General features: G+C 64.8%; 21 protein-coding genes. 8 read left to right on the forward strand and 13 right to left on the reverse strand.

The window, feature by feature from the left end:
- The 4 genes from murI to M3P27_12725 all read right to left on the reverse strand — a co-directional run.
- Window positions 1-709, reverse strand: a 709-nt coding sequence (murI, locus tag M3P27_12710; GenBank protein ID MDP9269169.1) for a glutamate racemase, incomplete at its 3' end; no start/stop codon positions are given.
- Window positions 684-1,268 carry a GerMN domain-containing protein gene (locus tag M3P27_12715; GenBank protein MDP9269170.1) on the reverse strand — a complete coding sequence of 195 codons (585 nt, stop codon included), beginning with the start codon at window positions 1,266-1,268 and terminating at the stop codon, window positions 684-686. The genes murI and M3P27_12715, both read right to left, overlap by 26 nt.
- Window positions 1,265-2,731 (reverse strand): N-acetylmuramoyl-L-alanine amidase, encoded by a 1,467-nt coding sequence (locus tag M3P27_12720; GenBank protein MDP9269171.1) that lies wholly within the window; start codon window positions 2,729-2,731, stop codon window positions 1,265-1,267. The genes M3P27_12715 and M3P27_12720 overlap by 4 nt, the downstream gene beginning before the upstream one ends.
- Window positions 2,718-4,034: a DUF1015 domain-containing protein gene (locus M3P27_12725; protein MDP9269172.1), complete on the reverse strand. Its 1,317-nt coding sequence runs from the start codon at window positions 4,032-4,034 to the stop codon at window positions 2,718-2,720. Before M3P27_12725 ends, M3P27_12720 begins: the two co-directional genes overlap by 14 nt.
- Before the next feature lie 219 nt (window positions 4,035-4,253).
- On the opposite strand from M3P27_12725, the gene M3P27_12730 reads away from it, so the two are divergent.
- The 4 genes from M3P27_12730 (at window position 4,254) to M3P27_12745 (ending at window position 8,674) form a co-directional block, all read left to right on the forward strand.
- Window positions 4,254-5,291: a VWA domain-containing protein gene (locus M3P27_12730; protein ID MDP9269173.1), complete on the forward strand. Its 1,038-nt coding sequence runs from the start codon at window positions 4,254-4,256 to the stop codon at window positions 5,289-5,291.
- Window positions 5,275-6,381 (forward strand): VWA domain-containing protein, encoded by a 1,107-nt coding sequence (locus M3P27_12735; GenBank protein ID MDP9269174.1) that lies wholly within the window; start codon window positions 5,275-5,277, stop codon window positions 6,379-6,381. Before M3P27_12730 ends, M3P27_12735 begins: the two co-directional genes overlap by 17 nt.
- Before the next feature lie 164 nt (window positions 6,382-6,545).
- A complete protein-coding gene (gene cysK / locus M3P27_12740; protein ID MDP9269175.1) occupies window positions 6,546-7,469 on the forward strand; it encodes a cysteine synthase A in 924 nt (307 codons plus the stop codon).
- A 44-nt stretch (window positions 7,470-7,513) separates the two neighbouring features.
- Complete coding sequence (locus M3P27_12745; protein MDP9269176.1) at window positions 7,514-8,674, forward strand: PLP-dependent aspartate aminotransferase family protein; 1,161 nt, start codon at window positions 7,514-7,516, stop codon at window positions 8,672-8,674.
- On the opposite strand, the gene M3P27_12750 is transcribed toward M3P27_12745, so the two are convergent.
- On the reverse strand, window positions 8,671-8,994 hold the full coding sequence (locus tag M3P27_12750) for a divalent-cation tolerance protein CutA (GenBank protein MDP9269177.1): 324 nt from the start codon (window positions 8,992-8,994) through the stop codon (window positions 8,671-8,673). The two genes, M3P27_12745 and M3P27_12750, sit on opposite strands and share 4 nt — an antisense overlap.
- 125 nt (window positions 8,995-9,119) lie before the next feature.
- On the opposite strand from M3P27_12750, the gene M3P27_12755 reads away from it, so the two are divergent.
- From M3P27_12755 to M3P27_12765, 3 genes are all read left to right on the forward strand, one after another.
- Window positions 9,120-10,535, forward strand: a complete 1,416-nt coding sequence (locus M3P27_12755) for a phosphoglucomutase/phosphomannomutase family protein (GenBank protein MDP9269178.1) — start codon at window positions 9,120-9,122, stop codon at window positions 10,533-10,535.
- Window positions 10,536-10,898 (forward strand): septum formation initiator family protein, encoded by a 363-nt coding sequence (locus tag M3P27_12760; GenBank protein MDP9269179.1) that lies wholly within the window; start codon window positions 10,536-10,538, stop codon window positions 10,896-10,898.
- A gap of 181 nt (window positions 10,899-11,079) precedes the next feature.
- Window positions 11,080-11,469, forward strand: a complete 390-nt coding sequence (locus M3P27_12765) for a DUF5818 domain-containing protein (protein ID MDP9269180.1) — start codon at window positions 11,080-11,082, stop codon at window positions 11,467-11,469.
- A 95-nt stretch (window positions 11,470-11,564) separates the two neighbouring features.
- Here M3P27_12765 and M3P27_12770 read toward each other — a convergent pair whose 3' ends face one another.
- From M3P27_12770 to M3P27_12785, 4 genes are all read right to left on the reverse strand, one after another.
- Complete coding sequence (locus M3P27_12770; GenBank protein MDP9269181.1) at window positions 11,565-12,335, reverse strand: thiazole synthase; 771 nt, start codon at window positions 12,333-12,335, stop codon at window positions 11,565-11,567.
- A gap of 23 nt (window positions 12,336-12,358) precedes the next feature.
- Entirely contained in the window at window positions 12,359-14,029 is a 1,671-nt protein-coding gene (locus M3P27_12775) for a ribonuclease J (protein MDP9269182.1), read from the reverse strand.
- An 89-nt stretch (window positions 14,030-14,118) separates the two neighbouring features.
- Window positions 14,119-15,363 carry a cation:dicarboxylase symporter family transporter gene (locus tag M3P27_12780; protein MDP9269183.1) on the reverse strand — a complete coding sequence of 415 codons (1,245 nt, stop codon included), beginning with the start codon at window positions 15,361-15,363 and terminating at the stop codon, window positions 14,119-14,121.
- A 173-nt stretch (window positions 15,364-15,536) separates the two neighbouring features.
- A complete protein-coding gene (locus M3P27_12785; protein ID MDP9269184.1) occupies window positions 15,537-16,394 on the reverse strand; it encodes a 2,3,4,5-tetrahydropyridine-2,6-dicarboxylate N-succinyltransferase in 858 nt (285 codons plus the stop codon).
- A gap of 113 nt (window positions 16,395-16,507) precedes the next feature.
- Between M3P27_12785 and M3P27_12790 the strand changes: the two genes are divergently transcribed.
- Entirely contained in the window at window positions 16,508-17,353 is an 846-nt protein-coding gene (locus tag M3P27_12790; GenBank protein ID MDP9269185.1) for a PIG-L family deacetylase, read from the forward strand.
- Between the two features lie 171 nt (window positions 17,354-17,524).
- Here M3P27_12790 and dapA read toward each other — a convergent pair whose 3' ends face one another.
- The 4 genes from dapA to asd are packed head-to-tail and all read right to left on the reverse strand — an operon-like array spanning window position 17,525 to window position 21,597.
- On the reverse strand, window positions 17,525-18,427 hold the full coding sequence (gene dapA / locus M3P27_12795) for a 4-hydroxy-tetrahydrodipicolinate synthase (GenBank protein ID MDP9269186.1): 903 nt from the start codon (window positions 18,425-18,427) through the stop codon (window positions 17,525-17,527).
- A 9-nt stretch (window positions 18,428-18,436) separates the two neighbouring features.
- On the reverse strand, window positions 18,437-19,156 hold the full coding sequence (gene dapB, locus M3P27_12800; protein MDP9269187.1) for a 4-hydroxy-tetrahydrodipicolinate reductase: 720 nt from the start codon (window positions 19,154-19,156) through the stop codon (window positions 18,437-18,439).
- A 12-nt stretch (window positions 19,157-19,168) separates the two neighbouring features.
- Window positions 19,169-20,536, reverse strand: a complete 1,368-nt coding sequence (gene lysC / locus M3P27_12805) for a lysine-sensitive aspartokinase 3 (GenBank protein ID MDP9269188.1) — start codon at window positions 20,534-20,536, stop codon at window positions 19,169-19,171.
- Window positions 20,537-20,541: 5 nt separating this feature from the next.
- Window positions 20,542-21,597, reverse strand: a complete 1,056-nt coding sequence (gene asd, locus M3P27_12810; GenBank protein ID MDP9269189.1) for an aspartate-semialdehyde dehydrogenase — start codon at window positions 21,595-21,597, stop codon at window positions 20,542-20,544.
- Between the last annotated feature and the right edge of the window lie 19 nt (window positions 21,598-21,616).

The raw sequence follows: 21,616 nt of genomic DNA on the forward strand, positions 1-21,616 counted from the left end.
ACTCGCCGGCGCGGACACCAACCATCTCCGCCACCACTTTCGCCGTGGACTCGGCGGAATCAACGATCTCCACCCGCCACGGCGCCACCGCGCGCAGCATGCGCTTGATCAACGGATAGTGCGTGCAGCCCAGCACCAGCAGGTCGGGACCGCGCTCGTAGTCCTGAAAGAATTCGTCGAGATACACGTGCGCCACGCGCTGCGTGATGTCGTGCTCCGCCCATCCCTCCTCGATCAGCGGCACGAAGAGCGGGCACGCTTTCTCCGCGACCTTCACGCCGCGCTGTTCCAGGGCGCGCCGGTAGGCATGGCTGCCGATGGTGGCCTCGGTGCCGATCACCAGCACGTTCTTCTTTTTGGTGGCCGCAGCGGCCGCCGCCGCGCCCGGCTCGATCACGCCGACCACCGGCAACTTCGTCGACGCCTTAATAGCGTCCAGCGCCAGCGCCGTGGCGGTGTTGCACGCGATCACCAGCATCTCGGCGCCCTGCTGTTCGAGGTGGTGCGCGGCCGAGACGGCATACTTCTCGACCGTCTCGACCGACTTCGATCCGTAGGGCAGGCGGGCGGTGTCGCCGAAATATAAATAGTCGGCTTGCGGCACGAGCTTCACCAGTTCGCGCAACACGGTGAGGCCACCAACACCGGAATCGAAAACGCCCAGCTTCATCGGGAAGCGTCCTTCATTGCAGGCCTCGCACCAGCTCATCCACCTGTGACACATCGTACGTGGCCATGAGGTCGGCGTGGCCGGCAAGCGTCTCGCGCTCCTTGCCGTCCACCAGGAAGCGCACCCGCCGGACGCCCGGGATATTCTGCGCCAGCGTCGCGATCATGGAAGTAAGCGTGAGCGTTTCGACGAACGCGCCCGAGCGGTGCGAATCGGCCGCGATGGGGCTCAGGTCGATGATAGCCAGGTCGCCGACCAGGAAGACTTCGCGGATGTCGGCGCCCTCGGCGAGCGGATGCGGCGAAGGCTTCTGCGTGTACTCCGCCAGCAGCGCGCGCAGCACCTCGCGCGCCCGCTCGGTGCGCTCCGCTGGCAGCGGCAGCGAGACCTGGCGCTTGCGGAAGACGGCATCGTCGTCATACGCGATGGTCAGCGTGACGGTCTCTTCCGGACCGGCGACCGGTGGCGCCACCGGTCGCGTGTCCGTGCGCAGCGCCGCCTGCTCGGCTTTCTGCTTGAGCTGCAGCACGTAGAAGCCGGTGAGGAATACCGCGACCAGCAACAGCGCGACCGCGATGGTGATGTGGCGCGGCATCATCGCGGGGCCTCCAGCGCAGGGCGCGCATTCACGATGCCCTGCGCCACCGCGGCCGCGATCGCATCCTGATATCGGGGGGCGGTAACGCGCTCCGGCCCGCTCGCCGGCGCGGCCAGCTCCACTCCGATCACCGCGGCGGCCACGTTGTTCATCGGGCGGATGTTCGCCGGCATGAGCAGCACGCCCACTTTGCGTTTTCCCAGCTCTTCCACCGCGGCTTGCGCCACGATGCGGCTGGGACGCACGAAGAAGGACTGCGCCGTCTCCCACGGATAGAACGCTGCCGGCGTCTGCGCGGCGTCCGCCAGCAACGAGGTGTAAAGCCGGACGCCCGAACCGGGCGTGCCGGCGTGCACCGAGACGTACACCGAGGCATGCAGGTTGTTCGCCGAGGCCGCGCGCTGCTCGCTGCCGATGGTCGTGTCGCCCTCGCGCAACAGGTGTGCGGAGATGCCGCGCTCGGCGAGCGCCGCGCGCAAGCGCCGCGCGAACGCCAGCGTCACCTCCTTTTCTTGCAGCTTGTCGCTGAGCTTCGCGCCGCCATCCTCGCCGCCATGAGCGGGGTCGATCACCACCAGGTAGCGCGGGTGCACGCTGCCGCCGGTCATCGGCTGGGCGCCGGGGCCGGTGGGCAGTGGAGTCTCCGTTGCGGGCAACGCAGGGGGCGCGGTACCCGCCGGAGCCTGTGCTGCCGCCACCGGCGCGGCTGCGGGGGCGGGCGCGATGGTGATGGTCTTGCCGCCATCCGAGAAGCTGGCGAGCAGCGGTACCTTGCCGCTCACGTCGAGTTCGGCAGCTCCGCCGCTCTCGCTATAGTTCGCGGCGGTGATGTTGGGGTCGTCGAACTTGAAGCTCTCACTCGTGCTCACCACCGCCTCGCGGGTGAACACCAGCTTCAGCCGCCCCGGCTCGGTCGAGATGGAAGGGTTCACCGGGGAAGAAAAATTCAGCACCAGCGCCGGCGGCTCACCTTTCTTCAGCTCGGCGGTGAAGCGCACCGCCATGCCGCTCACGATCAGCCGGTGCGCCCCTTCGTGCAGGTCGGAGCTGATGCCGAGCAACCGGCTCAGCAACAGTGGCACGGTGTGCAGCGGGATGAGCGCGTGGCCATCCTCGAACAGCACTTTGGCGCCCAGGTCGAGGTCGCCGCGCGCCACCTTCACTTTCGACTTGCCCGCACGCAGTTCGGCTTCCACCTCACCGGCGCGGATGCGGACTTTTTTGCCGTCGGCGCGGATCTCGGGATGTGCCAGCGGGTCGAGCAGCTGGTCGAGCGGGACGTAGGCGCGCCCGTCGCGCTCGACGATGGCAACCGAATAATTCGCCGGCTGCGAGAACACGGCGAGCCGCTTGTCGTCGGCGGAGCGCACCGCCGGCAACACGAGCAGCAGCAGCGCGCCCGCCGCCGCGGCGATGGTGAGCCTGCCTCGCCTATTCCATCTACTCCATTTACTCCATCGCATAGATAGCCAGCCCGCTCAGCAGCTTGGGATAGAAATCGGTGGACTTCTGCGGCAGCACTCCACCGGCGAAGGCGATGTCGCGCATCTGCTCGATGCGCACCGCATTCATCAGGAAAGCCGCGTCGGCTTGGCTGGAGCGCACGCGCGCGATGGCCTCGCCGGCGTCGCGCGTATACGCCACGTTGCGCTGCTCGCGGATGGCCACTTCCGAGATGCCGAGGATTTTTTCGAGCAGCACGCGATGCAGCGCCACCACATCGAGCTCGCGTTGCTGCGGCGAAAGCTCGGGCAGCAGCGCAGCGAGGGCCTCGCGCCGGGCCTTGAGCAACACGTTCCGCTCGCCGGTAAAGGCGACCAGTCCAGTCTCGGCCGTGGTGCCGGCGAGCGCAGCGTGGATGCCGCGAGCATCGACCTCGCGGGGCAGCGGGTCAATGTCGAAGTAGCGCAGGGCGCCGCGCAGCAATTGCTCCGCGTCGAACATCGCCAGGCTGTGCACCACGCGGTGGGTGGGCAGGATGACGAGCCCCTCGGCATCCATGTTCACGAAGGTCATCATCACGCGTTCATACGGCGCATTCGCGCACTTGGCGCTTAGTTCTGGCGCCGTGTTCGACGCCGCGTCGCTCCGCCGTTCGTCGCGGTACGTCAACGCCGTCTCGTAACGATGGTGGCCGTCGGCGATGATCAGCTTCTGCTCCGCCATCAGCGCCTGCACCTGTGCGATCACACTCGCATCGGCGATCGCCCAGAGGCGGTGGACAACGCCAAATTCATCAGTGATTTCGACATCAGCCTTGCGATCAGACAACAGCAGTCGGTCGACCGCCTTTGCCGGGTCGCTATATAGCATGAAGAGCTGTCCCGAGTGCGCGCGCGTCGCCCGCAACAGGTTCAGACGGTCGGCTTTGGGGCCGGAATGTGTCTGCTCGTGCCGGAAGACGATGCCGCGGTCGTAGTCTTCGAGCTGGCCGAGCGCGATGAAGCCCCGACGCTCGGCTGCGCGCTCACTGCCCGGGACCGCAAAGCGCTGAGAATAGGCATAGATGGAGGCGGCAGCGTCCTGCCGCAGGATCCCCTCTGCCCGCCAGCGGCCCAAATGGGCGGCAGCGGCGGCGTAGACGTCGCCGCCGGGCTCGAGCCGGCTGTTTCCCAGCTCGATCCGGACCAGGTTATAAGGGCTGGCGGCGTAATACCGCTCCTGCATCGCCGGGGTGATCTTGTCGTAGGGCTGGGTGAGGACGTTTTCCAGCCGCACGCGGTCAGAGGCGTAACGCAGCGCGCGGAACGGGAACAGACTTGCCATCGGGGGACTTACGCGCGATTGTAGCAAAGGAAACGTGCTCCGCCCGCGCGGCCAGAAAACCTGCTGCTTCCCAATGCCATCTCATAGAGGGCAGATACCCACGCAGTCGGCGGCGGGGCAGGGTTCTAGGCTCGCCGAAACGGCATCGCCGGTGTGGTAACATTCGCTGAAACCGAGGAAAAATCCAGGGCCCGCTGTCGTGGCGAGCCGGGTTCCCCAATGTTGACCCATGGTCCGCTTCCGCCGGTCGCGCACCCTTTTGGTCGCTCCCGTCTGCTCGCTCTGCTTCTGCTCGTGCTGCTCGCCTGTCCAGGACTGACGTGGGCGCAGGGCGAGGAGCAGAACGTCCACGTGAAGCCGCTGCCCAAGCCTGACCCGCAGCCAGCCAACGTTCCTATCGATCCCTCGCTCAAGACGCACACCAAGCCGGTGAAGGTGGATGTGGACCTGGTGCTCGTGCCCGTCACCATCACCGACGACTGGAACCGCCTGGTCACCGGCCTGGAGCGCGACAATTTCCTGCTCTATGAAGGCAAGGACCAGCAGGATATCCGCCACTTCTCGAATGAGGACACCCCGGTATCGCTGGGCGTGATCTTCGATATTTCCGGCTCCATGGCCAACAAGATCGACAAGGCGAAAGAAGCAGTGATCGAGTTCTTCAAGACGGCGAACCCGCAGGATGAGTTCTTCCTGGTGACATTCTCCGAGCGTCCCGAACTACTTTCCGATTTTACCCGCTCCGTGGAAGACATCCAGGGCCGCCTGGTCTATGTCGTCCCCAAGGGTCGCACTTCGCTGCTCGACGCCATTTACCTCGGCATGAACAAGATGCGCGACGGCCAGAACAGCAAGAAGGCGTTGCTCATCATCTCCGACGGTGGCGATAACCGCAGCCGTTACACCGAGAGCGAGATCAAGGCGCTGGTGAAGGAAGCCGACGTCCAGGTCTACGCCATCGGCATCTTCGATTTCAGCCCTAATACTCCGGAAGAGCGCTTGGGGCCGGAGCTGCTGAGCGAGATCACCGAAGTGACCGGCGGCAGGACCTTCACCATCGATAGTCCCAGCGAGCTCACCGACGTCGCCACCAAGATCGGCATCGAACTGCGCAACCAATATGTGATCGGATACCGTCCTAAGAATCCGGGTAAGGACGGCAAGTGGCGAAAGATCAAGGTCAAGTTGCTACCGCCGAAAGGACTCCCCCATCTGCATGTCTATTCGAAGACGGGCTACTATGCACCCACGGAATAATCCGCTTCTCGCGATCTTTCTTATCGCTCTTGTCGCGTCGCTACTGCCGGCCCCGCGTTTGCTGGCGCAGCAGGGCCAAGTCACGCCTGAGGAACTCGAGCGTCTGCCCCGCTCCACCTCTTCGGTGAGCGAGGTGCCGCCGGCGCAGCCCAGCAACGCCCCCGTCACGCCGTCACGGGGCGCGCAACCGCCGTCCCAGCCCGGCACCCAGCCTGGCCAGATGGAGCAGCGCGGCGAGACTTACGTCTACAAGACTGAAGTCCAGGAAGTGCAGCTCTACGCCACCGTCTATGACCAGAACCGGCGTATGGTGACGAACCTTCGCAGCAACGATTTTGCCGTCTTCGAAAACAACGAGTCGCAGAAGATCACCAGCTTCCGCCTGATGGACGTTCCCGTTTCGCTCGGCATCATCGTGGATAATTCCGGTTCCATGCGCGACAAGCGTTCGGCGGTGAACACCGCCGCGCTCAACCTGGTGCGCGCTTCCAATCCCAAGGATGAGGTCTTCATCGTCAATTTCAACGACGAATACTGGCTCGACCAGGACTTCACCGCCAACATCGGGTTGATGAAAGAGGCGCTCGACAAGGTCGATTCCCGTGGCGGCACCGCGCTCTATGACGCCGTCATGGCCTCCGCCGACCACCTGGTCAAGAACGGCACCAAGGATAAGAAAGCGCTCATCGTCGTCACCGACGGCGAAGATAACGCCAGCCGCGAATCGCTCGAGCGCGCCGTCCGGGCGCTGCAAGACGAGAATGGCCCGGTCGTCTACACCATCGGCATCCTGGGCGACGATCGCGAAGCCAAGCGCGCCAAACGCGCGCTCACCCAACTCGCCCTCGAGACTGGCGGCGTCTACTTCTTCCCCAAGGACGCCACGGAGGTGGATGAGATCAGCCGCGCCGTGGCGCATGACATCCGCAATCAGTACATCATCGGCTACAAACCGACGCGGCCGCAGAGCCAGGGCGGCTATCGCACGGTGAAGGTCGAGGCCCGCGCCAGCGGCTATGGCAAGCTGCAGGTCCGCACCCGCAGCGGCTACTATGCCGAGCAGCAGCGCGCCGCAAAACAACAGCCGTAGTCGCAAGGACGTCTGGTAGAGACGGGGCTCGCCCCGCCTCTTTTCCTTTTACCGCCCATTTGACCTCGCGCCGCACGCGCCGTTACCCTTGCTAGTCAACCGCCAGGCCAACGTCAGGAAGACATGAAGACACACGGATGAAGACCACCCTAGCGGCCCACCACCTGCGCGTCGCCGAGAACATCACCGAACTCGTGGGCGCGACCCCCATGCTTCATCTGCGGCGGCTGGCGCCGGCGGGCGCGGCCGACGTCTATGCCAAGCTCGAGTACATGAATCCCGGCGGCAGCGTGAAAGACCGCGCTGCTATCGGGATGATCGAGGAAGCGGAACGCTCCGGGAAGCTCAAGCCCGGCGGCACCATCGTGGAAGCCACCGCCGGCAACACCGGCGTGGGCCTGGCACTCATCGGCGTCAACAAGGGATATAAGGTGGTGTTCTTCGTCCCCGAACGGTTCTCGATGGAGAAGATCAAGATCATGGAGGCTCTCGGCGCCCGGGTCTTTCGCACACCCGACGCCGAGGGGATGCAGGGCGCCATCGCCCGCGCCAAACAGCTTGCCGCCGAGACGCCCAACGCTTTCGTCGCCCTCCAGTTCGAGAACCCCGCCAATCCTGAGTTCCATCACGAGACCACCGCCGCCGAGATCTTCGAGCAGATGGAGGGCAAGATCGACGCCATCGCCATCGGCGTGGGCACCGGCGGCACCTTCTCCGGCGTGGCGCGCTACTTGAAAGAACGCCTGAAGCATGTCCGTTGCGTCGCGGTCGAGACCGAAGGCTCCGTCCTCGGCGGCGGCCCGCCCGGTCCGCACAAGGTGGAAGGCATCGGCGCCAGCTTCATGCCGAAAGCGTTCGATCGCACGCTGGCCGACGAGATCTTCATGGTCGCGGACACGGATGCGTTCCAGATGGTGAAAGATCTGGCGCGCAAAGAAGGCGTGCTTGGCGGCTCCAGCGCCGGCGCCAACGCGTTTGCCGCTATCGCCGTCGCCAAACAGCTGGGCGCGGGGAAGCGCGTGGTCACCGTGATCCCCGACCTGGCCGAGCGCTACATGTCAAAAAAGATATTCGATGGCGGGATCTGAATCATCTTTAGAAGAGTCGTGCTTTTCGTTCTGATAAAGGATCAATGACAGAGAAGAGCAACTTCCGCGGTTTTGCCACCCGCTCCATCCACATCGGACAGGAGCCAGACGCAGCCACCGGCGCGGTCGCTCCGCCCATCCACGCCACCTCCACCTACGTGCAGGAGGAGCTGGGCAAGAACAAAGGATACGAGTACGCGCGCGTCTCCAACCCCACGCGCGACCGGTTGCAGCAGAACCTTGCCGCGCTCGAGGGCGGTGCGTCGGCGCACGTCTTCGCCTCCGGCATGGCCGCCATCATGGCGCTCTGCACCATGCTGAAGGCCGGCGACCACGTCATCTGCTCCGACAACGTTTACGGCGGCGTCCCTCGCCTGTTCAACCAGATCCTCGCGAACTATGGCCTCGAGTTCAGCTACGTGGACACCAGTGACCTGGCGCAGGTCGAGCGCGCGCTGCGCCGCCGCACCAAGTTCGTCTACGTGGAAACGCCCACCAATCCCCTGATGACGCTCTCCGACATCGCCGCCATCAGCCGCCTCTGCCACAAGCGCGACGTCGAGGTCGTGGTCGACAACACGTTCATGTCGCCCTACTTCCAGCAGCCGCTCGCGCTCGGCGCCGACATGGTCGTCCACTCCACCACCAAGTTCCTCAACGGACACTCCGACGGCCTTGGCGGCGTGGTCATCGGCACCAAGCCCGAGCACGCCGAACGCTTCGCCTTCATCCAGAAATCTTCGGGCGCCATCCTCTCGCCTTTCGAGTGCTGGCTCGTGCTGCGCGGCGTGAAGACACTCGCCGTCCGCATGGAACAGCATGACCGCAATGGACGCGCCGTTGCCGCCTTCCTCGCTGCCCATCCCAAGGTCGAGGCGGTCTTCTATCCCGGACTGAAGACGCATCCCCAGTTCGAACTGGCGAAAAAACAGATGACCGGCTTCGGCGCCATGATCACCTTCGAGACCGGTTCGCTGAAATACGCCAAGCGCATGCTCGCCAAGGTGCGCGTCTGCTCGCTGGGTGAATCGCTCGGCGGGGTGGAGACGCTGATCTCGCATCCTGCGACCATGACGCACGCCGCGCTCGGCGAAAAGGGCAGGAAGGCCATCGGACTCACTGACGGCATGGTGCGCATCTCCGTCGGCATCGAGGACGTGGAAGACATCCTCGCCGACCTCGACAACGCGATGAAGGCGATCTAGTCAGGCTTCACGTTTTCCGCGATCCATTCCAGATACGCGTCGCTGCCCGCCGTCACCTCCAGCTCCACACACTCGGGCAGCTCATAGGAGTGCAGTTCCTTGATCGCCGCCGCGACCGCGGCGAACCGCGCGTCGGTGCTCTTGATGAGCAGCAGGAACTCGTCGGCGTGCTCCACCTTGCCCTGCCAGCGATACGTGGAGGCGACCGGCCCCACCACGTTCACGCACGCCGCCAGGCGCCGCTCCAGCAGCGCGCTCGCCAGGCGGTCGGCCTCTTCGCGCGAGCCGGCGGTAGAAAGAATGATGCGCTTGTCGGTCATGGTCATCCTCGATACACACGCTCTATACACAATGCTCTGGAGGTTCTAGCATCTAAAGTTCTTTCCGGACTTCTTGTTGCAGACCAGTAGCATTCTATCCGCGTCCTCCGGTAGGGGATTGACCTATGCCAGTGCAGATCAAGTTTGGGACCTCGGGATGGCGCGCTGTGATGGCCGAAGACTTCACCTTCGCCAACGTGCGCCGCGCCGTGGAAGGCGTGGCCCGCTACGTCGCTTCCCAGAAGCCGCAGAAGCCGGAGGGCGCGCGCGTGGTCGTGGGGCGCGACCCGCGCTTTCTTGGCGAGACGTTCGTCGACATCGCGACCAAGATCCTCGCCGCGCACGGCATCACGCCGCTGGTCATCGCTGAGCCCGCGCCCACGCCGGCCATCGCCTTCGAGGTGCGGCGCGCGCAAGCGGACGGCGCCATCAACTTCACCGCCTCGCATAATCCGGCAGAGTACAACGGCATCAAGTTCTCCACGCCGGATGGTGCTCCCGCGTTGCCCGATGTCACCAGGCAGATCGAAGCCGCGGTCGAAGCGTACGACCGCGAGCCATCTTCCGGGGCGAACGCGGACACCATCGCGCCCCAGCCCATCGAAGTGAAGTCGCACTACCTCGCGCGCATCAAGGAGATCGTGGACCTCCCGGCGATCAAGCAAGCCGGACTGAAGGTCGCCTACGATCCGCTGTGGGGCGCGGGACGCGGCTATCCCGACGACGCGTTGCGCGAAGCGGGCGTGGAATGCGCCACCATCCACGACTATCGCGACGTGCTCTTCGGGGGACACGCGCCCGAGCCTGATGGCGAATTCCTCAACGACCTGCGTGCGGAGATGAAAAAGACCGGCGCGCACATCGGCATCTCGACGGACGGTGACGCCGATCGCTTCGGCATCGTCGACCGCGACGGCGCCTTCATCTCGCCCAACTATGTGATCGCACTGCTCTTCGACTTCCTGGTCGAGACGCGCGGCTGGAAGAATGGCGTCGCCAAATCCGTCGTCACCACCGACATGATCACCGCGCTGGCAAAGAAGTTCGGCGTGCCGTTGTATGAGACGCCGGTCGGCTTCAAGTACATCGGCGAGCTCATCCAGCAGGACAAGATCGCCATCGGCGGGGAAGAGAGCGCCGGACTTTCCATCCGCTATCACGTCCCGGAGAAAGACGGCGTGCTCGCCGGATTGCTGTGCTGCGAGATGGTTGCGCGCCGCGGCAAGTCGCTGGGCGAACAATTAAGGCGATTATTTGACCAAGTTGGTTCCTTTTACCCCGACCGGCAGAACTTCCGATTGACGCCTGAGGTGAAAGAGAAGTTAACTGGGAAGCTGAAGCAGGAGCCGCGCGAGTTTGCCGGCCGAAAAGTGGCGAACATCGTCCGTACCGACGGACTGAAGCTCGTCCTCGAGGACGGCGCGTGGGTCTGCTACCGCCTCAGTGGCACCGAGCCGGTGGTGCGGGCGTACACGGAAGCGCGCGTGGAAGCGGATCGCGCGAAGCTGAGTTCGGCGGCAAAGGATTGGGTGTTTGCGTAAATGAAGTGGATCTCTGATTCCTGGCAGTGGCTCTACCGCTCGCGGCGCAAACTGGCGACGGGAGCGGTGGCATTGCTCGCCATCCAGCTGGCTTGGCACGTCGTCTTCGGCGCCAACGGCGCGCTCGTCTTCCACCAGAAGCGGGTCGAGTACCGCAAGCTGCAGCAGGAGACGGAGCAGCTGCAACAGGAGAACCAGCGCCTGCAAGAGCACATCCAGAGCTTGAAGTCCGACCCCAAAGCGATTGAAAAAGAAGCGCGGGAGCAACTGCGCTATGCCAAGCCCGGCGAGGTGATCTACACCGTGCCCGCGCCTGCGCCGCAGCCCGCTGTGGCCAAGACCTCCGCCGCCAAAAGGCAGTAACTTAAAGAAGCAGTGCAACCGCAACCAGCCGGGCGCTCCGGTCGCGCGCACGGCCCCCGGCACGTTCTGCCGCTTGCATCCGGGTGGGCGTCGGAGTAAGAATGGGACCGCCTCCGGCCAGCATTCTCACGGCGGCCGACCGCCGATTTCGCGGCTCCAGCCGCCCTCAGGAGATGAAGCAATGAAACGGATCCTTTTACTCATCCTGGTATTCACGCTCGCCCTCGGCGTCGTCGCCTGGGCGCATGGGGCCTCCGACAATAAGGCCAAACCCGCCACCTCGGCGAAGGCCAGCCCTGCCTCCACCACCGTCACCGGCTGGATCAGCGATGACAAGTGCGGCGCCAAAGGCGCGAACGCCGGGGCGGATGCCTGCACCAAGAAGTGCATCGAGAAAGGCGCCAAGGCCGTCATGGTCAACGATGCCGACGGCAAAGTGTGGGCCATCGAAAACGCCGATGCCATCAAGGGACATGAAGGCCATCACGTCACCGTCACCGGACACCTCGACACGGCGAAGAAGTCCATCCACGTCGCCAGCCTGAAGATGGAACCTGTGAAGAAGAGCTAGTCGCTGGTCACTGTCCCATCGGCGCCAACAACCAAGGGCGGCCACAGCGGCCGCCCTTCTTTATTGCTCTCGCCAATGATGATCCGCACACCGCGCTACCGCACCACACCCTCCACCGGCGAGCTGGCGGTAGCGTAGAGCTTCTTCGGCATGCGTCCGGCGAGATACGCGGCGCGTCCGGCGATCACTGCGTGCTGCATCGCCTCTGCCATCAGGATGGGATCTTCCGCCGCGGCGATGCCGGTATTCATCAGCACCGCGTCCGCGCCGAGTTCCATCGCCAGCGCGGCATCGCTGGCCGTGCCTACGCCCGCGTCCACGATCAGCGGAACTCCCGTGATCAACTCGCGCAGGATGCGGATGTTGGCCGTGTTCTGGATCCCCATGCCACTACCGATGGGCGCGCCCAGCGGCATGATGGCCGCCGCGCCCGCCTCGAGCAGCCGCTTCGCCACCACGATGTCGTCCGAGGTGTAAGGCAACACCGTGAAGCCTTCCTTCACCAGCACGCGCGTGGCTTCGATGGTCGCCTGCACGTCGGGATAAAGCGTGGCCTGGTCGCCGATCACTTCGATCTTCACCCAGTCGGAGAGTCCGACCTCGCGTCCGAGGCGCGCCGTGCGGATGGCTTCGTCCGCGGTGTAGCAGCCGGCGGTATTGGGCAGCAGGAAATACTTCTTCGGATCGATGAAGTCGAGCAGCGATTCCTTGGAGCGGTCAAGGTTCACGCGCCGCACCGCGACCGTCACCATCTCCGCGCCAGAGGCTTCGATGGCGCGCAGCGTCTCCTGGCCGTTCTTGTACTTGCCCGTGCCAACGATCAGGCGCGAGCGGAACTGGCGTCCGGCAATGACTAAGGGGTCCATGGGCTTCTATTTTATCCGCTTCCTCAGACCTCGAGGATGACCGGCATGATCAGCGGCCGGCGCTGGGTATTCTTCACGATGTAGCGCTTCAGGTCGGCGCGTATCTTCTCTTTGATCACGCCGTAATCGCCTTTTTCCTCTGGCGACGACTCATCGAGCGTCTTCATCACCACGCCGCGCGCTTCGTGCATGAATCCATTCTCGCCCATGGCGACGGAAAAGCCGCGCGTCACGATCTCCGGGGCGCTTTCCACCCGGCCGGTCAGCTTGTTGATGGCGATGATGGGCAACACGATGCCGTCTTCGCTCAGATGGCGGCGGTCCTTGATGATCAGGTCTTCCACCACGTCGGTGCGCGAGCCGGAATCGATGCAGATGCGTCCCACCGTGGCCTTGCCCGCCTTGCGCGCGCCCAGTTCGTCGAACTCCAGGATGTCGCCACTCTCGATCTGGATCACGCTGCCCACGGCGCCGTGCATCGCCGCGGCCATCTCGCCGTGCCGCCGCAGTTGCCGGTACTCGCCGTGGATAGGGATGAAGTAGCGCGGCTTCACCAAGTTGATGATGAGCTTCAACTCTTCCTGGCTGGCGTGTCCGGAGACGTGCACCGGCGGCGACGAGCCATCTTCGTAGATCACATGCGCCTCGCGGCGGAAGAGGTGGTCGATCATGCGGTAGATCGCCTTCTCGTTGCCGGGGATGATGCGCGAAGAGAGCACGACAGTGTCGTCGCGCTCGATCTTCGCATGCTTGTGCTGGTCCACGGCGGCGCGCGACAGTCCCGACATCGGCTCGCCCTGCGTGCCGCTGATCATCACGCACACGCGCTCCGGCGGGAAGTCCTTGATCTGTCCGGGGTGGATGAGCAGGCCGTCGGGAATGTCGATGTAGCCGAGGTCCTGCGCGATCTCGGTGGACTCGGTCATCGAGCGTCCGACGAACGCGATCTTGCGGTTGTATTCGAATGCCAGGTCGATGGCCAGCTTGATGCGATGGATGCTCGATGAGAAACAGGAGATGAACAGCCGCCGCTTGGTGGCGCGGAACACGTCGTCGAACTTGCGCCGCACCGCGCGTTCGCTCGGCGTGTAGCCCGGGCGCTCTACGTTGGTGGAATCCTGGAAGAGCGCGAGCACGCCCTGTTTGCCGTACTCGGCAAAGGTGTGCAGGTCGAACAGGCGGTTGTCCGTCGGCGTGGGGTCCACCTTGAAGTCGCCGGTGTGGATGATCACGCCGAGCGGTGTATGCACCGCGAGCGCCACGCAATCCACCAGCGAGTGCGTGACCTGGATGGGATCCACGGTGAATGGCCCGATCTGGAAGCGTTCGCCGGGAACGATCTCTTCGAGCGTCGCATTGTCGAGCAAGCCATGCTCTTCGAGCTTGTTCTCCACGTAGGCGAGCGTGAACTCCGTTCCCCACACCGGCACGTTGAGTTCGCTCAGGATCCACGGCAGCCCGCCGATGTGGTCTTCGTGGCCGTGCGTCAGAACGATGGCCCGGACCTTGCTCCGGTTCTCGAGCAGGTACGTGATGTCGGGGACGACGATGTCCACCCCCAGCAGCTCGCTCTCGGGGAACATGAGCCCGGCGTCGATGACGATGATGTCGTCACCCCAGCGTACGGCCATGCAGTTCATGCCGAACTCGCCGAGCCCGCCGAGTGGAACGACTTGGAGTTTTCCTTTAGGCATTGGGAATACTGGGTTGCGAGTGATGATGCTAACACGCAGCTGGTGTGGCGCGGACGCCCTCGGCCGCCGCCCTTGACCTGAAAATCCGGCTACTGCGCCGCTTCTGCGACCACTGCCGAGGGCTTCTCCTTGCCGAACTCGCCCTCCCAGCGCGCGATCACCACCGTCGCCAGACAGTTGCCGATCACGTTCACCGAGGTGCGCGCCATGTCCATCAATTCGTCGATGCCGAGAATGATGAAGATGGGCCACTCTGGCAGGTTGAAAGACGCCGCCGTCCCCAGCAGGATGACCAAGGTAGCGCGCGGCACTCCGGCCACGCCCTTCGAGGTCAACATCAGCGTGAAGACGATGACCAGTTGCTGCCCGAGCGTCAGATGGATGTTCGCTGCCTGCGCCACGAAAACGGTCGCCAGCGCCAGGTACAGCGTGCTGCCATCGAGGTTGAAGCTGTACCCGGTGGGCATCACGAAGGCAACCATCTGCCGCGGGACGCCGATGGCTTCCATCGCCTCCATCGCGCGCGGCAGCGCGGCTTCCGAGCTGGTGGTGGCGAAGGCGATCGAGACCGGCTCCGCGATGGCGCGCAGGAATCTGCGCAGCGGCACCCGCGCCACCAGCGCGATGGGCAACAGCACGCCGAGCAAGAACACGATGAGCGCCACGTAGAGCGTGGCCAGCAGCTTGAACAGGTTCACCAGGATGCCCAGCCCCATGTGTCCCACGCTGTAGGCGATGGCCGCGCCCACGCCGATGGGCGCGAACAGCATCACGATGTTGGTGAACTTGAACATCGTCTCCGAAAGGCTTTCGCAGAACGCCAGCATCGGCTTGCGCTTCTGCTCGCTGATGAGCGCGAGCGCGATGGCGAACACGATGCTGAACACCACCACTTGCAGCACCTGGCCATCGGCCACGGCCTTCGCGATGTTCTCGGGGAAGGCGTGCAGCACGATGTCCGTCGCCGATTGTTTGGCGACCGGCGGCAGCGCCTCGTGCATCTGCGGTGGCGGATTCACACCCACGCCCGCTTTGCTGATGTTGATGGCCGCCAGTCCGATGAACAGCGCCACCGTGGTGACCACCTCGAAGTAGAGCAGCGCCTTGATGCCCATGCGCCCCACCTGTTTCAGGTTGGAGTGTCCGGCGATGCCCACCACCAGCGTGGCGAAGATCAGCGGCGCGATGATGGTCTTGATCAGCCGGAGAAAGATAAGGCTGAGCACGCGCAGGTTCACCGCGGCGTCGGGGAAGTCGTGCCCGATCGCCGCTCCCACCACCATCGCAATCAGGATCCACGCGGTCAGCGACCTGCGCAGGCAGCCGTAGGCCATGAGTCCGGCGATGGCGGCCCAGCGCGAGCCGAGCAGCACGAGATGCGGCACCGTCTCGGGACGGTAATCGTTGACCGCGACTAACACGGCGGCGATAAAGAAAAGGGCTAGCGTAGGTAAGAGGGCTTTGTTCCGGCCCGGCGGTGGTGGCGTGGGAAGGGTTTCGTCGGGCATCAGCGCAGGATGTCCTCGAGTTCAACGCCGCGGTCGGTCTTCTCGTCGCGGTACTTCACGATCACCGGAGTGTAGAGCGAGATCCCCCAGTCTTTGCCTTTTCCCTTGGTCACGGCGCGCGCTCCGGGGACAACCACCGCGCCCTCGGGAACGATGAGCGGCTGCGCCTCAGTCGCGCGATAGATCTCGCCACGGACAGTATCGAACAGCGGCGTGGAGCGCGTGAGGATGACACCGGCGCCCAGCACCGCGCGCCGCTTCACCTGCGTGCCTTCATAGACACCGCAGTTGCCGCCGACCAGCGCGTCGTCTTCGATGATGACGGGCGAGGCGTTGATGGGTTCGAGCACGCCGCCGATCTGCGCCGCGGCGCTCACGTGTACGCGCTTGCCGATTTGCGCGCAGCTCCCAATGAGCGCGTGCGAATCGACCAATGTGCCTTCGTCCACGTAGGCGCCCACGTTGATGTACATCGGCGGCGCGCAGATCACTGATTTCGCCACGTACGCTCCCATGCGAACGGCAGAACCGCCCGCAACCACGCGCACGCCGTCGCTGACGCGGAAATGGCGAGCCGGGAAGGTGTCTTTATCCACGAAACTCAGCACTTTGGGATCACCCATCTCGACCAGTTCTCCCAGGCGGAAGCCGAGCAGGATGCCCTGCTTCACCCACGCGTTCACACGCCAACCGCCACCGCCGTCGGGCTCGGCGGCGCGCACCTGGCCGGCGGTAAGCGCATCGCGGAATTCGCTGAACGCGCCGCGCGCTTCGCCGAGGGCATCGCCCGCGGGCGTCGCCTCGGAAAACCAGCGCTCGATCTGCTGGCGCAGCGTTTGCATGTGCGCTTCGGGCATCGCCGCCGCAGTATACAGGCCGGGAGTTTCCGCCCGCCCACGCCTTTCCGGCGCGACGCCTTTCCGGCGCGACAAAAGCCGCATGCCCCACGTAGACTGCATCCAAAGACTCGATGCCGGATACCTCCTCTCCACTGGCGCCGCTGCTCGGACGTACGCTCGTCCTCGCTCCACATCCCGACGATGAAGCGGTGGGCTGCGGCACGCTCATGCAGCGCATGCGCCAGCCCATCGTGGCGTTCCTCACGGACGGTGCGCCGCAATCGCGTTACTTCTGGGCCCGGCACGGAACGCGCCGGGCCTACGCCGACTTCCGCCGTCGCGAATCCGAGAGCGCGCTCGCCCTCATCGGCATCGAGCGCTCGCTCTCCTGTGAAGGCGTCACCGACCAGGAATTGTTCCACAACCTCGAGCACGCGCAGCGCTGGCTCGATGCCGCGATCGAAAACGCGCGTCCGGAAGCCTTGCTCGCCACCGCCTTCGAGGGCGGACATCCCGACCACGATGCCTGCAGCCTGCTCGCCTGCATCGCCGGCCGCCGCCACGCGCTGCCCGTCTGGGAGTTCCCGCTCTATCACCGCTCGGTGGACGGCGTGGTGGTGAACCAGCAGTTCCGCGAAGTGAATGGCAGCGAGATCGTGATCGAGCCCGTGGCCGCCGAATGGGACAAGAAGTTGCGGATGTTCAGCGAGTACGGCTCGCAGCGTGAGGTGCTGCAACATTTCCTCGCCGCGACCGAGCGCTTCCGGCCGCTCGCGGAATACGACTACACCGCTCCGCCGCATCCCGGCGTGCTGAACTACGAGGCGTGGCAGTGGGGCATCACCGGCGGCGAACTGGCAGCGGCATTCTCGGCGCACCTGAGTTCCGTGGGCATGAGTTCAGAGAACATGAGTTCTGCGAACATGAGTTCCGCGAATAACGAAGCGAGCGTCGCCGGGCCGGAGCGTAAGCGGTGAGCTCTGCGCTCGATGCCGCGATGAAGTGCTTGTACGTCGGATATCCGCTGCTACCGGTCACCGACGAGAGCGACGGCGGATGGTTACGAGCGTCTCTACGCGCGCGTCGTCTCGGCGCGAGCCTCTCGCCAGACCCGCTCCCCAGGCCTCGCGGTCGCGGGCTAGCGCCAGCTAATTCAACCCCTGCTTCGTCTTGATCAGGCCGGCTTCCGCGGCGATCTGCTCCAGCCGTGCGCGTGTATCTTTCTTCATCGGGACCAGCGGCAGGCGGTAGACCTCTTCGATGCGTCCCATCATCGCCAGCACGGCCTTCACCGGCATCGGATTCGATTCGATGAAGTTCGCCTGCATCAGCGGCAGGTATTTGCGCTGCAGCTTGCGCGCGGTCTCCCACTTGCCGCTGAGCGCCGCGCGGGTGAGCGCGCCCATCTCTGCGGGGATCTCGTTCGACGCCACCGAGATCACGCCGATGCCGCCGAGCGCGACCACCGGCAGCGTGATGGCGTCGTCGCCAGAGAAGACCAGGAAATCCTCGGGCACGGCGTTGAACACCTCCGCGATCTGCGAGATGTTGCCGCTGGCTTCTTTCACCGCCGCGATGTTCTTGATCTTCGCCAGCCGCGCCAGCGTTGCCGGCTCGATGTTCGCCGCCGTCCTCCCGGGGACGTTGTACAGCACCAGCGGCTTGTCCACCGCTTCCGCGATGGCCTTGAAGTGCTGGTACTGGCCTTCCTGCGTCGGCTTGTTGTAGTACGGTGACGCGGTCAGGATGGCGTCCACCCCTTTGATCTTCGCCACCGTCTTCGCTCGCTCCACCGCTTCGCGCGTGGAGTTCGAGGTCGCGCCCGCGACGATCGGTACCGCACCGCCGGCCGTCTCGATGGTGAGCTCGATCACGCGTCGCCATTCGTCAGAGGAAAGTGTGGGCGTCTCGCCGGTGGTGCCGCACGGGACAAGAAAATCGATGCCACACTCGACCTGCCATTTGACGAGTTCGCGCAGAGCTCGCTCGTCGAGCGAGCCATCCTGCTTGAAAGGCGTGACGAGAGCGGTACCGCAGCCGCGAAGGTTCATGGCAGTAGTCTACTGGGGTTTGCTTGCAGACGAGGTGCTGGTGGGTCTACTTGCAGACGCCAGCGCGTCTTTGAACTCGAACAACCCCTGCTTGCCGGCCAGCCATTCGGCGGCCATCACGGCGCCCTCGGCAAAACCGCGCCGCGACTTGGCGTCGTGGGTGAACATGATGGTGTCGTTGGGCGAATCGAACAGCATCACGTGCGTGCCGATCACATCGCCTTCGCGGATGCTGGTGATCTCGAGTTCCGTGCCGCTGGCGTCGCGGATGATCTGCTGCAAGCGCGCGGCGGTGCCGGAAGGTGAATCCTTCTTCTGCGCGTGGTGCCGTTCCACGATGTGCCCGGCATAGCCGTGCTTCAGCGCCGCCGCGGCAGCGCGCGCGGCCTCCAGGAACACGTTCACGCCCACGGAAAAATTCGGGGCGTAGAGCAGGCTGCCAGCGCTCTCCCGCACCAGGTCGTGGACCATGGGAAGCTTGTCGTACCAGCCGGTGGTGCCGACCACGATCGGCTTCTTCGCCTGCATCGCGCCGATGATGTTCGGGATCACGGCCTGCGGGGTGGTGAAGTCGATGACCGCGTCCACCTCAGCCAGCGCTTGCGGCGTGAGCGCCGACCCGCCGGGATTCTCCGCGCTGCCCAGCACGCGGACGTCGTGCCCACGCTCCTTCGCCACTTCAGCGACGTGCGCTCCGGTCTTGCCGCGGCCTAGGATGACTAGACGCATGACTGGTTTAGCCTACTCGAAAACGTTGGGGTCCACTTCGGCGAAAAACATCTTATGCAGCCGCTGGACGGTCGCCGGCACATCGTCTTCCTCGATCACGAAGGTGAGGTTGATCTCGCTCGCGCCCTGCGAGATCATGCGCACGTTCACGTCCGGGATGGCGCCGAAGACCTTCGCCGCCAGTCCACGCGTGCCGCGGATGTTCTCGCCCACCAGGCACACGATGGCCTTGCGGCCTTCATACTTCACGTCCGCCAGTTTTCCCAGCTCGGCGGCGATGGCCGGGATGGCCTCGTTCGAATCCACCGTGAGCGACACGCTGACCTCCGAGGTCGAGACCACGTCCACGGCGCAGCGGTGGCGGTCGAAGACGTCGAAGATGGCCTTGAGGAATCCGTGGGCGCCCAACATCCTGGTTGCGACCACATCGACGATGGTGATGCGCTTCTTCGCGGCAATGGCTTTGAAGACGTTCTTGCACTCCGGCGCGTGTGCGGCGATGCGCGTGCCTTCATTCTTTGGATTGCGCGAGTTCAGGATCAGTACCGGGATATTCTTCCGCACCGCCGGCAGCAGCGTTGCCGGGTGCAGCACTCTCGCGCCGAAGTAGGCCAGCTCGGCGGCCTCTTCAAAGCTGATGACCTTGATGCGGTGCGCATCGGGACAGAGGTTGGGATCGGTCGTCTTCATCCCATCCACGTCGGTCCAGATCTCGATACGCGTGGCGTTGAGTCCGGCGCCCACGATGGCAGCAGAAAAATCCGAGCCGCCGCGCCCGATGGTCGTTGGCACGCCGTCTTTGGTGGCCCCGATGAAGCCGCCCAGCACCGGCACGCGGCCGTGCTCGAGCAGCGGCTGCACGATGTCAGTGAGAGCGTCGTTGATCTCCTCGAACAGCGGCGTGGCGCGGGTGTGGCGGTCGTCGGTGACGATGCACTCGCGCGCGTCCACCAGCGACGCGTTCATCCCGCGCACCGAGAAGGCCGCCGTCACCAGCTCGCTGGCAATGCGCTCGCCGAAGGAGAGCACGTTGTCGGTGGTCCGCGGCGTCAGCTCGCCCACGGCGGCAACGCCGCGCAGCAGCTCGTCGAGCGCGTCAAACTCCGCCTCGAGCTCGCTGTGGAACTGGGTGAAGACGCCGGTGCCGAGCAGCTCGCCGGCGGCGGTGTAATGGCGCTCGCGCAACTGGCGCACGATGCCGAGCGCGGCATCGCGGTCGCCGTTGCCCGCGGCGTTGGCGCATGCCACTAAGTGGTCGGTGACCTTCGCCATCGCGCTCACCACGACGATGGGTCTTTCGGCGAGACGCGATTCCACGATCTGTGCCGCGCGCGTGATGGCGGCGGCGTCCTCCACGGACGTCCCGCCGAATTTAAGCACTACGCTCAACCGAGATAGCCTTGCGTCTGAAGAAGTTCTGCGTTCAGCACGGCCGCGCCCGCCGCGCCGCGGACGGTGTTGTGCGAGAGCAGCGTGAACTTCCAGTCGAGCAGCGGACACGCCCGCAGCCTGCCCACGCTGGTGCACATGCCGGCGCCGCGCTCCACGTCGAGCCGCGGCTGCGGACGGTCAGGCGCGGGGTCATAGAAAATCGGTTGCTCGGGCGCGCTCGGCAGGCGCTTCTCCTGCGCCAGGCCGCGGAACGTCGTCCAGGCTTCGATGATCTCTTCCTTGGTCGCCGGCTTCTTCAGCTTGAGGGAGACCGATTCCATGTGGCCGTCTTCGACCGCCACGCGGTTGCACTGCGCGCTCACGATCATCTCCGCCAGCACCGCCCCCGCCCCGTTCACGCTGCCCAGCATCTTGCGCGGCTCCAGCTCGAGCTTCTCTTCTTCGTTGGCGATGTAGGGGATCACGTTGCCGAGGATGTCGAGCGAGGCCACGCCCGGATAGCCCGCGCCGCTCACCGCCTGCATAGTCACGACGAACACTTTTTCTATCCCGAACCGCTGTTCCAGCGGGGCGAGCGCGAGCACCAGTCCCATCGCCGAGCAGTTCGAGTTGGTCACCAGGAAGCCGCCCGACTTCTTCCGCCACTCCTGCTTGTCGATCAGACTCAGGTGCGTGGGGTTCACCTCAGGGATGATCAGCGGCACGTCGGACTGCATGCGGAAGGCGCTGGAGTTCGAGATCACCGCGTGCCCGGCCGCCGCGAACTTCGGCTCCAGCTCCTGCGCGATCTTGGCATCGAGCGCGGCGAAGATCACTTTCGGGGCGCCCGCGGGATCGGCCGGCGAGACCGTCATCCGCGCCACGCGCTCCGGGATGGGTGTCTTCAGCCGCCAGTTCGCGGCCTGGGCGTAGGGCAGTCCGGCGGAGCGCTCCGAGGCCGCCAGCCACGCGACCTCGAACCACGGATGCATATCAAGCAACTGGATGAAGCGCTGCCCCACGATGCCGGTGGCACCGAGGATCCCAACAGGCGTCTTGCGAGTCAGCATGCTTGTTCCCGGGGTGAAG

The organism is Acidobacteriota bacterium, assembly GCA_030774055.1.
In the GTDB taxonomy this organism is placed as follows: Bacteria; Acidobacteriota; Terriglobia; order Terriglobales; family Acidobacteriaceae; genus JACPNR01.

Coding starts and splice junctions, on each gene's coding strand:
- M3P27_12715 (MDP9269170.1), bottom strand. CDS start 1,268: ATGATGCCGCGCCACATCACCATCGCGGTCGCGCTGTTGCTGGTCGCG.
- M3P27_12720 (MDP9269171.1), bottom strand. CDS start 2,731: ATGCGATGGAGTAAATGGAGTAGATGGAATAGGCGAGGCAGGCTCACC.
- M3P27_12725 (MDP9269172.1), bottom strand. CDS start 4,034: ATGGCAAGTCTGTTCCCGTTCCGCGCGCTGCGTTACGCCTCTGACCGC.
- M3P27_12730 (MDP9269173.1), top strand. CDS start 4,254: ATGTTGACCCATGGTCCGCTTCCGCCGGTCGCGCACCCTTTTGGTCGC.
- M3P27_12735 (MDP9269174.1), top strand. CDS start 5,275: ATGCACCCACGGAATAATCCGCTTCTCGCGATCTTTCTTATCGCTCTT.
- M3P27_12745 (MDP9269176.1), top strand. CDS start 7,514: ATGACAGAGAAGAGCAACTTCCGCGGTTTTGCCACCCGCTCCATCCAC.
- M3P27_12750 (MDP9269177.1), bottom strand. CDS start 8,994: ATGACCGACAAGCGCATCATTCTTTCTACCGCCGGCTCGCGCGAAGAG.
- M3P27_12755 (MDP9269178.1), top strand. CDS start 9,120: ATGCCAGTGCAGATCAAGTTTGGGACCTCGGGATGGCGCGCTGTGATG.
- M3P27_12760 (MDP9269179.1), top strand. CDS start 10,536: ATGAAGTGGATCTCTGATTCCTGGCAGTGGCTCTACCGCTCGCGGCGC.
- M3P27_12765 (MDP9269180.1), top strand. CDS start 11,080: ATGAAACGGATCCTTTTACTCATCCTGGTATTCACGCTCGCCCTCGGC.
- M3P27_12770 (MDP9269181.1), bottom strand. CDS start 12,335: ATGGACCCCTTAGTCATTGCCGGACGCCAGTTCCGCTCGCGCCTGATC.
- M3P27_12775 (MDP9269182.1), bottom strand. CDS start 14,029: ATGCCTAAAGGAAAACTCCAAGTCGTTCCACTCGGCGGGCTCGGCGAG.
- M3P27_12780 (MDP9269183.1), bottom strand. CDS start 15,363: ATGGCCTACGGCTGCCTGCGCAGGTCGCTGACCGCGTGGATCCTGATT.
- M3P27_12785 (MDP9269184.1), bottom strand. CDS start 16,394: ATGCCCGAAGCGCACATGCAAACGCTGCGCCAGCAGATCGAGCGCTGG.
- M3P27_12790 (MDP9269185.1), top strand. CDS start 16,508: ATGCCGGATACCTCCTCTCCACTGGCGCCGCTGCTCGGACGTACGCTC.
- dapA (MDP9269186.1), bottom strand. CDS start 18,427: ATGAACCTTCGCGGCTGCGGTACCGCTCTCGTCACGCCTTTCAAGCAG.
- dapB (MDP9269187.1), bottom strand. CDS start 19,156: ATGCGTCTAGTCATCCTAGGCCGCGGCAAGACCGGAGCGCACGTCGCT.
- asd (MDP9269189.1), bottom strand. CDS start 21,597: ATGCTGACTCGCAAGACGCCTGTTGGGATCCTCGGTGCCACCGGCATC.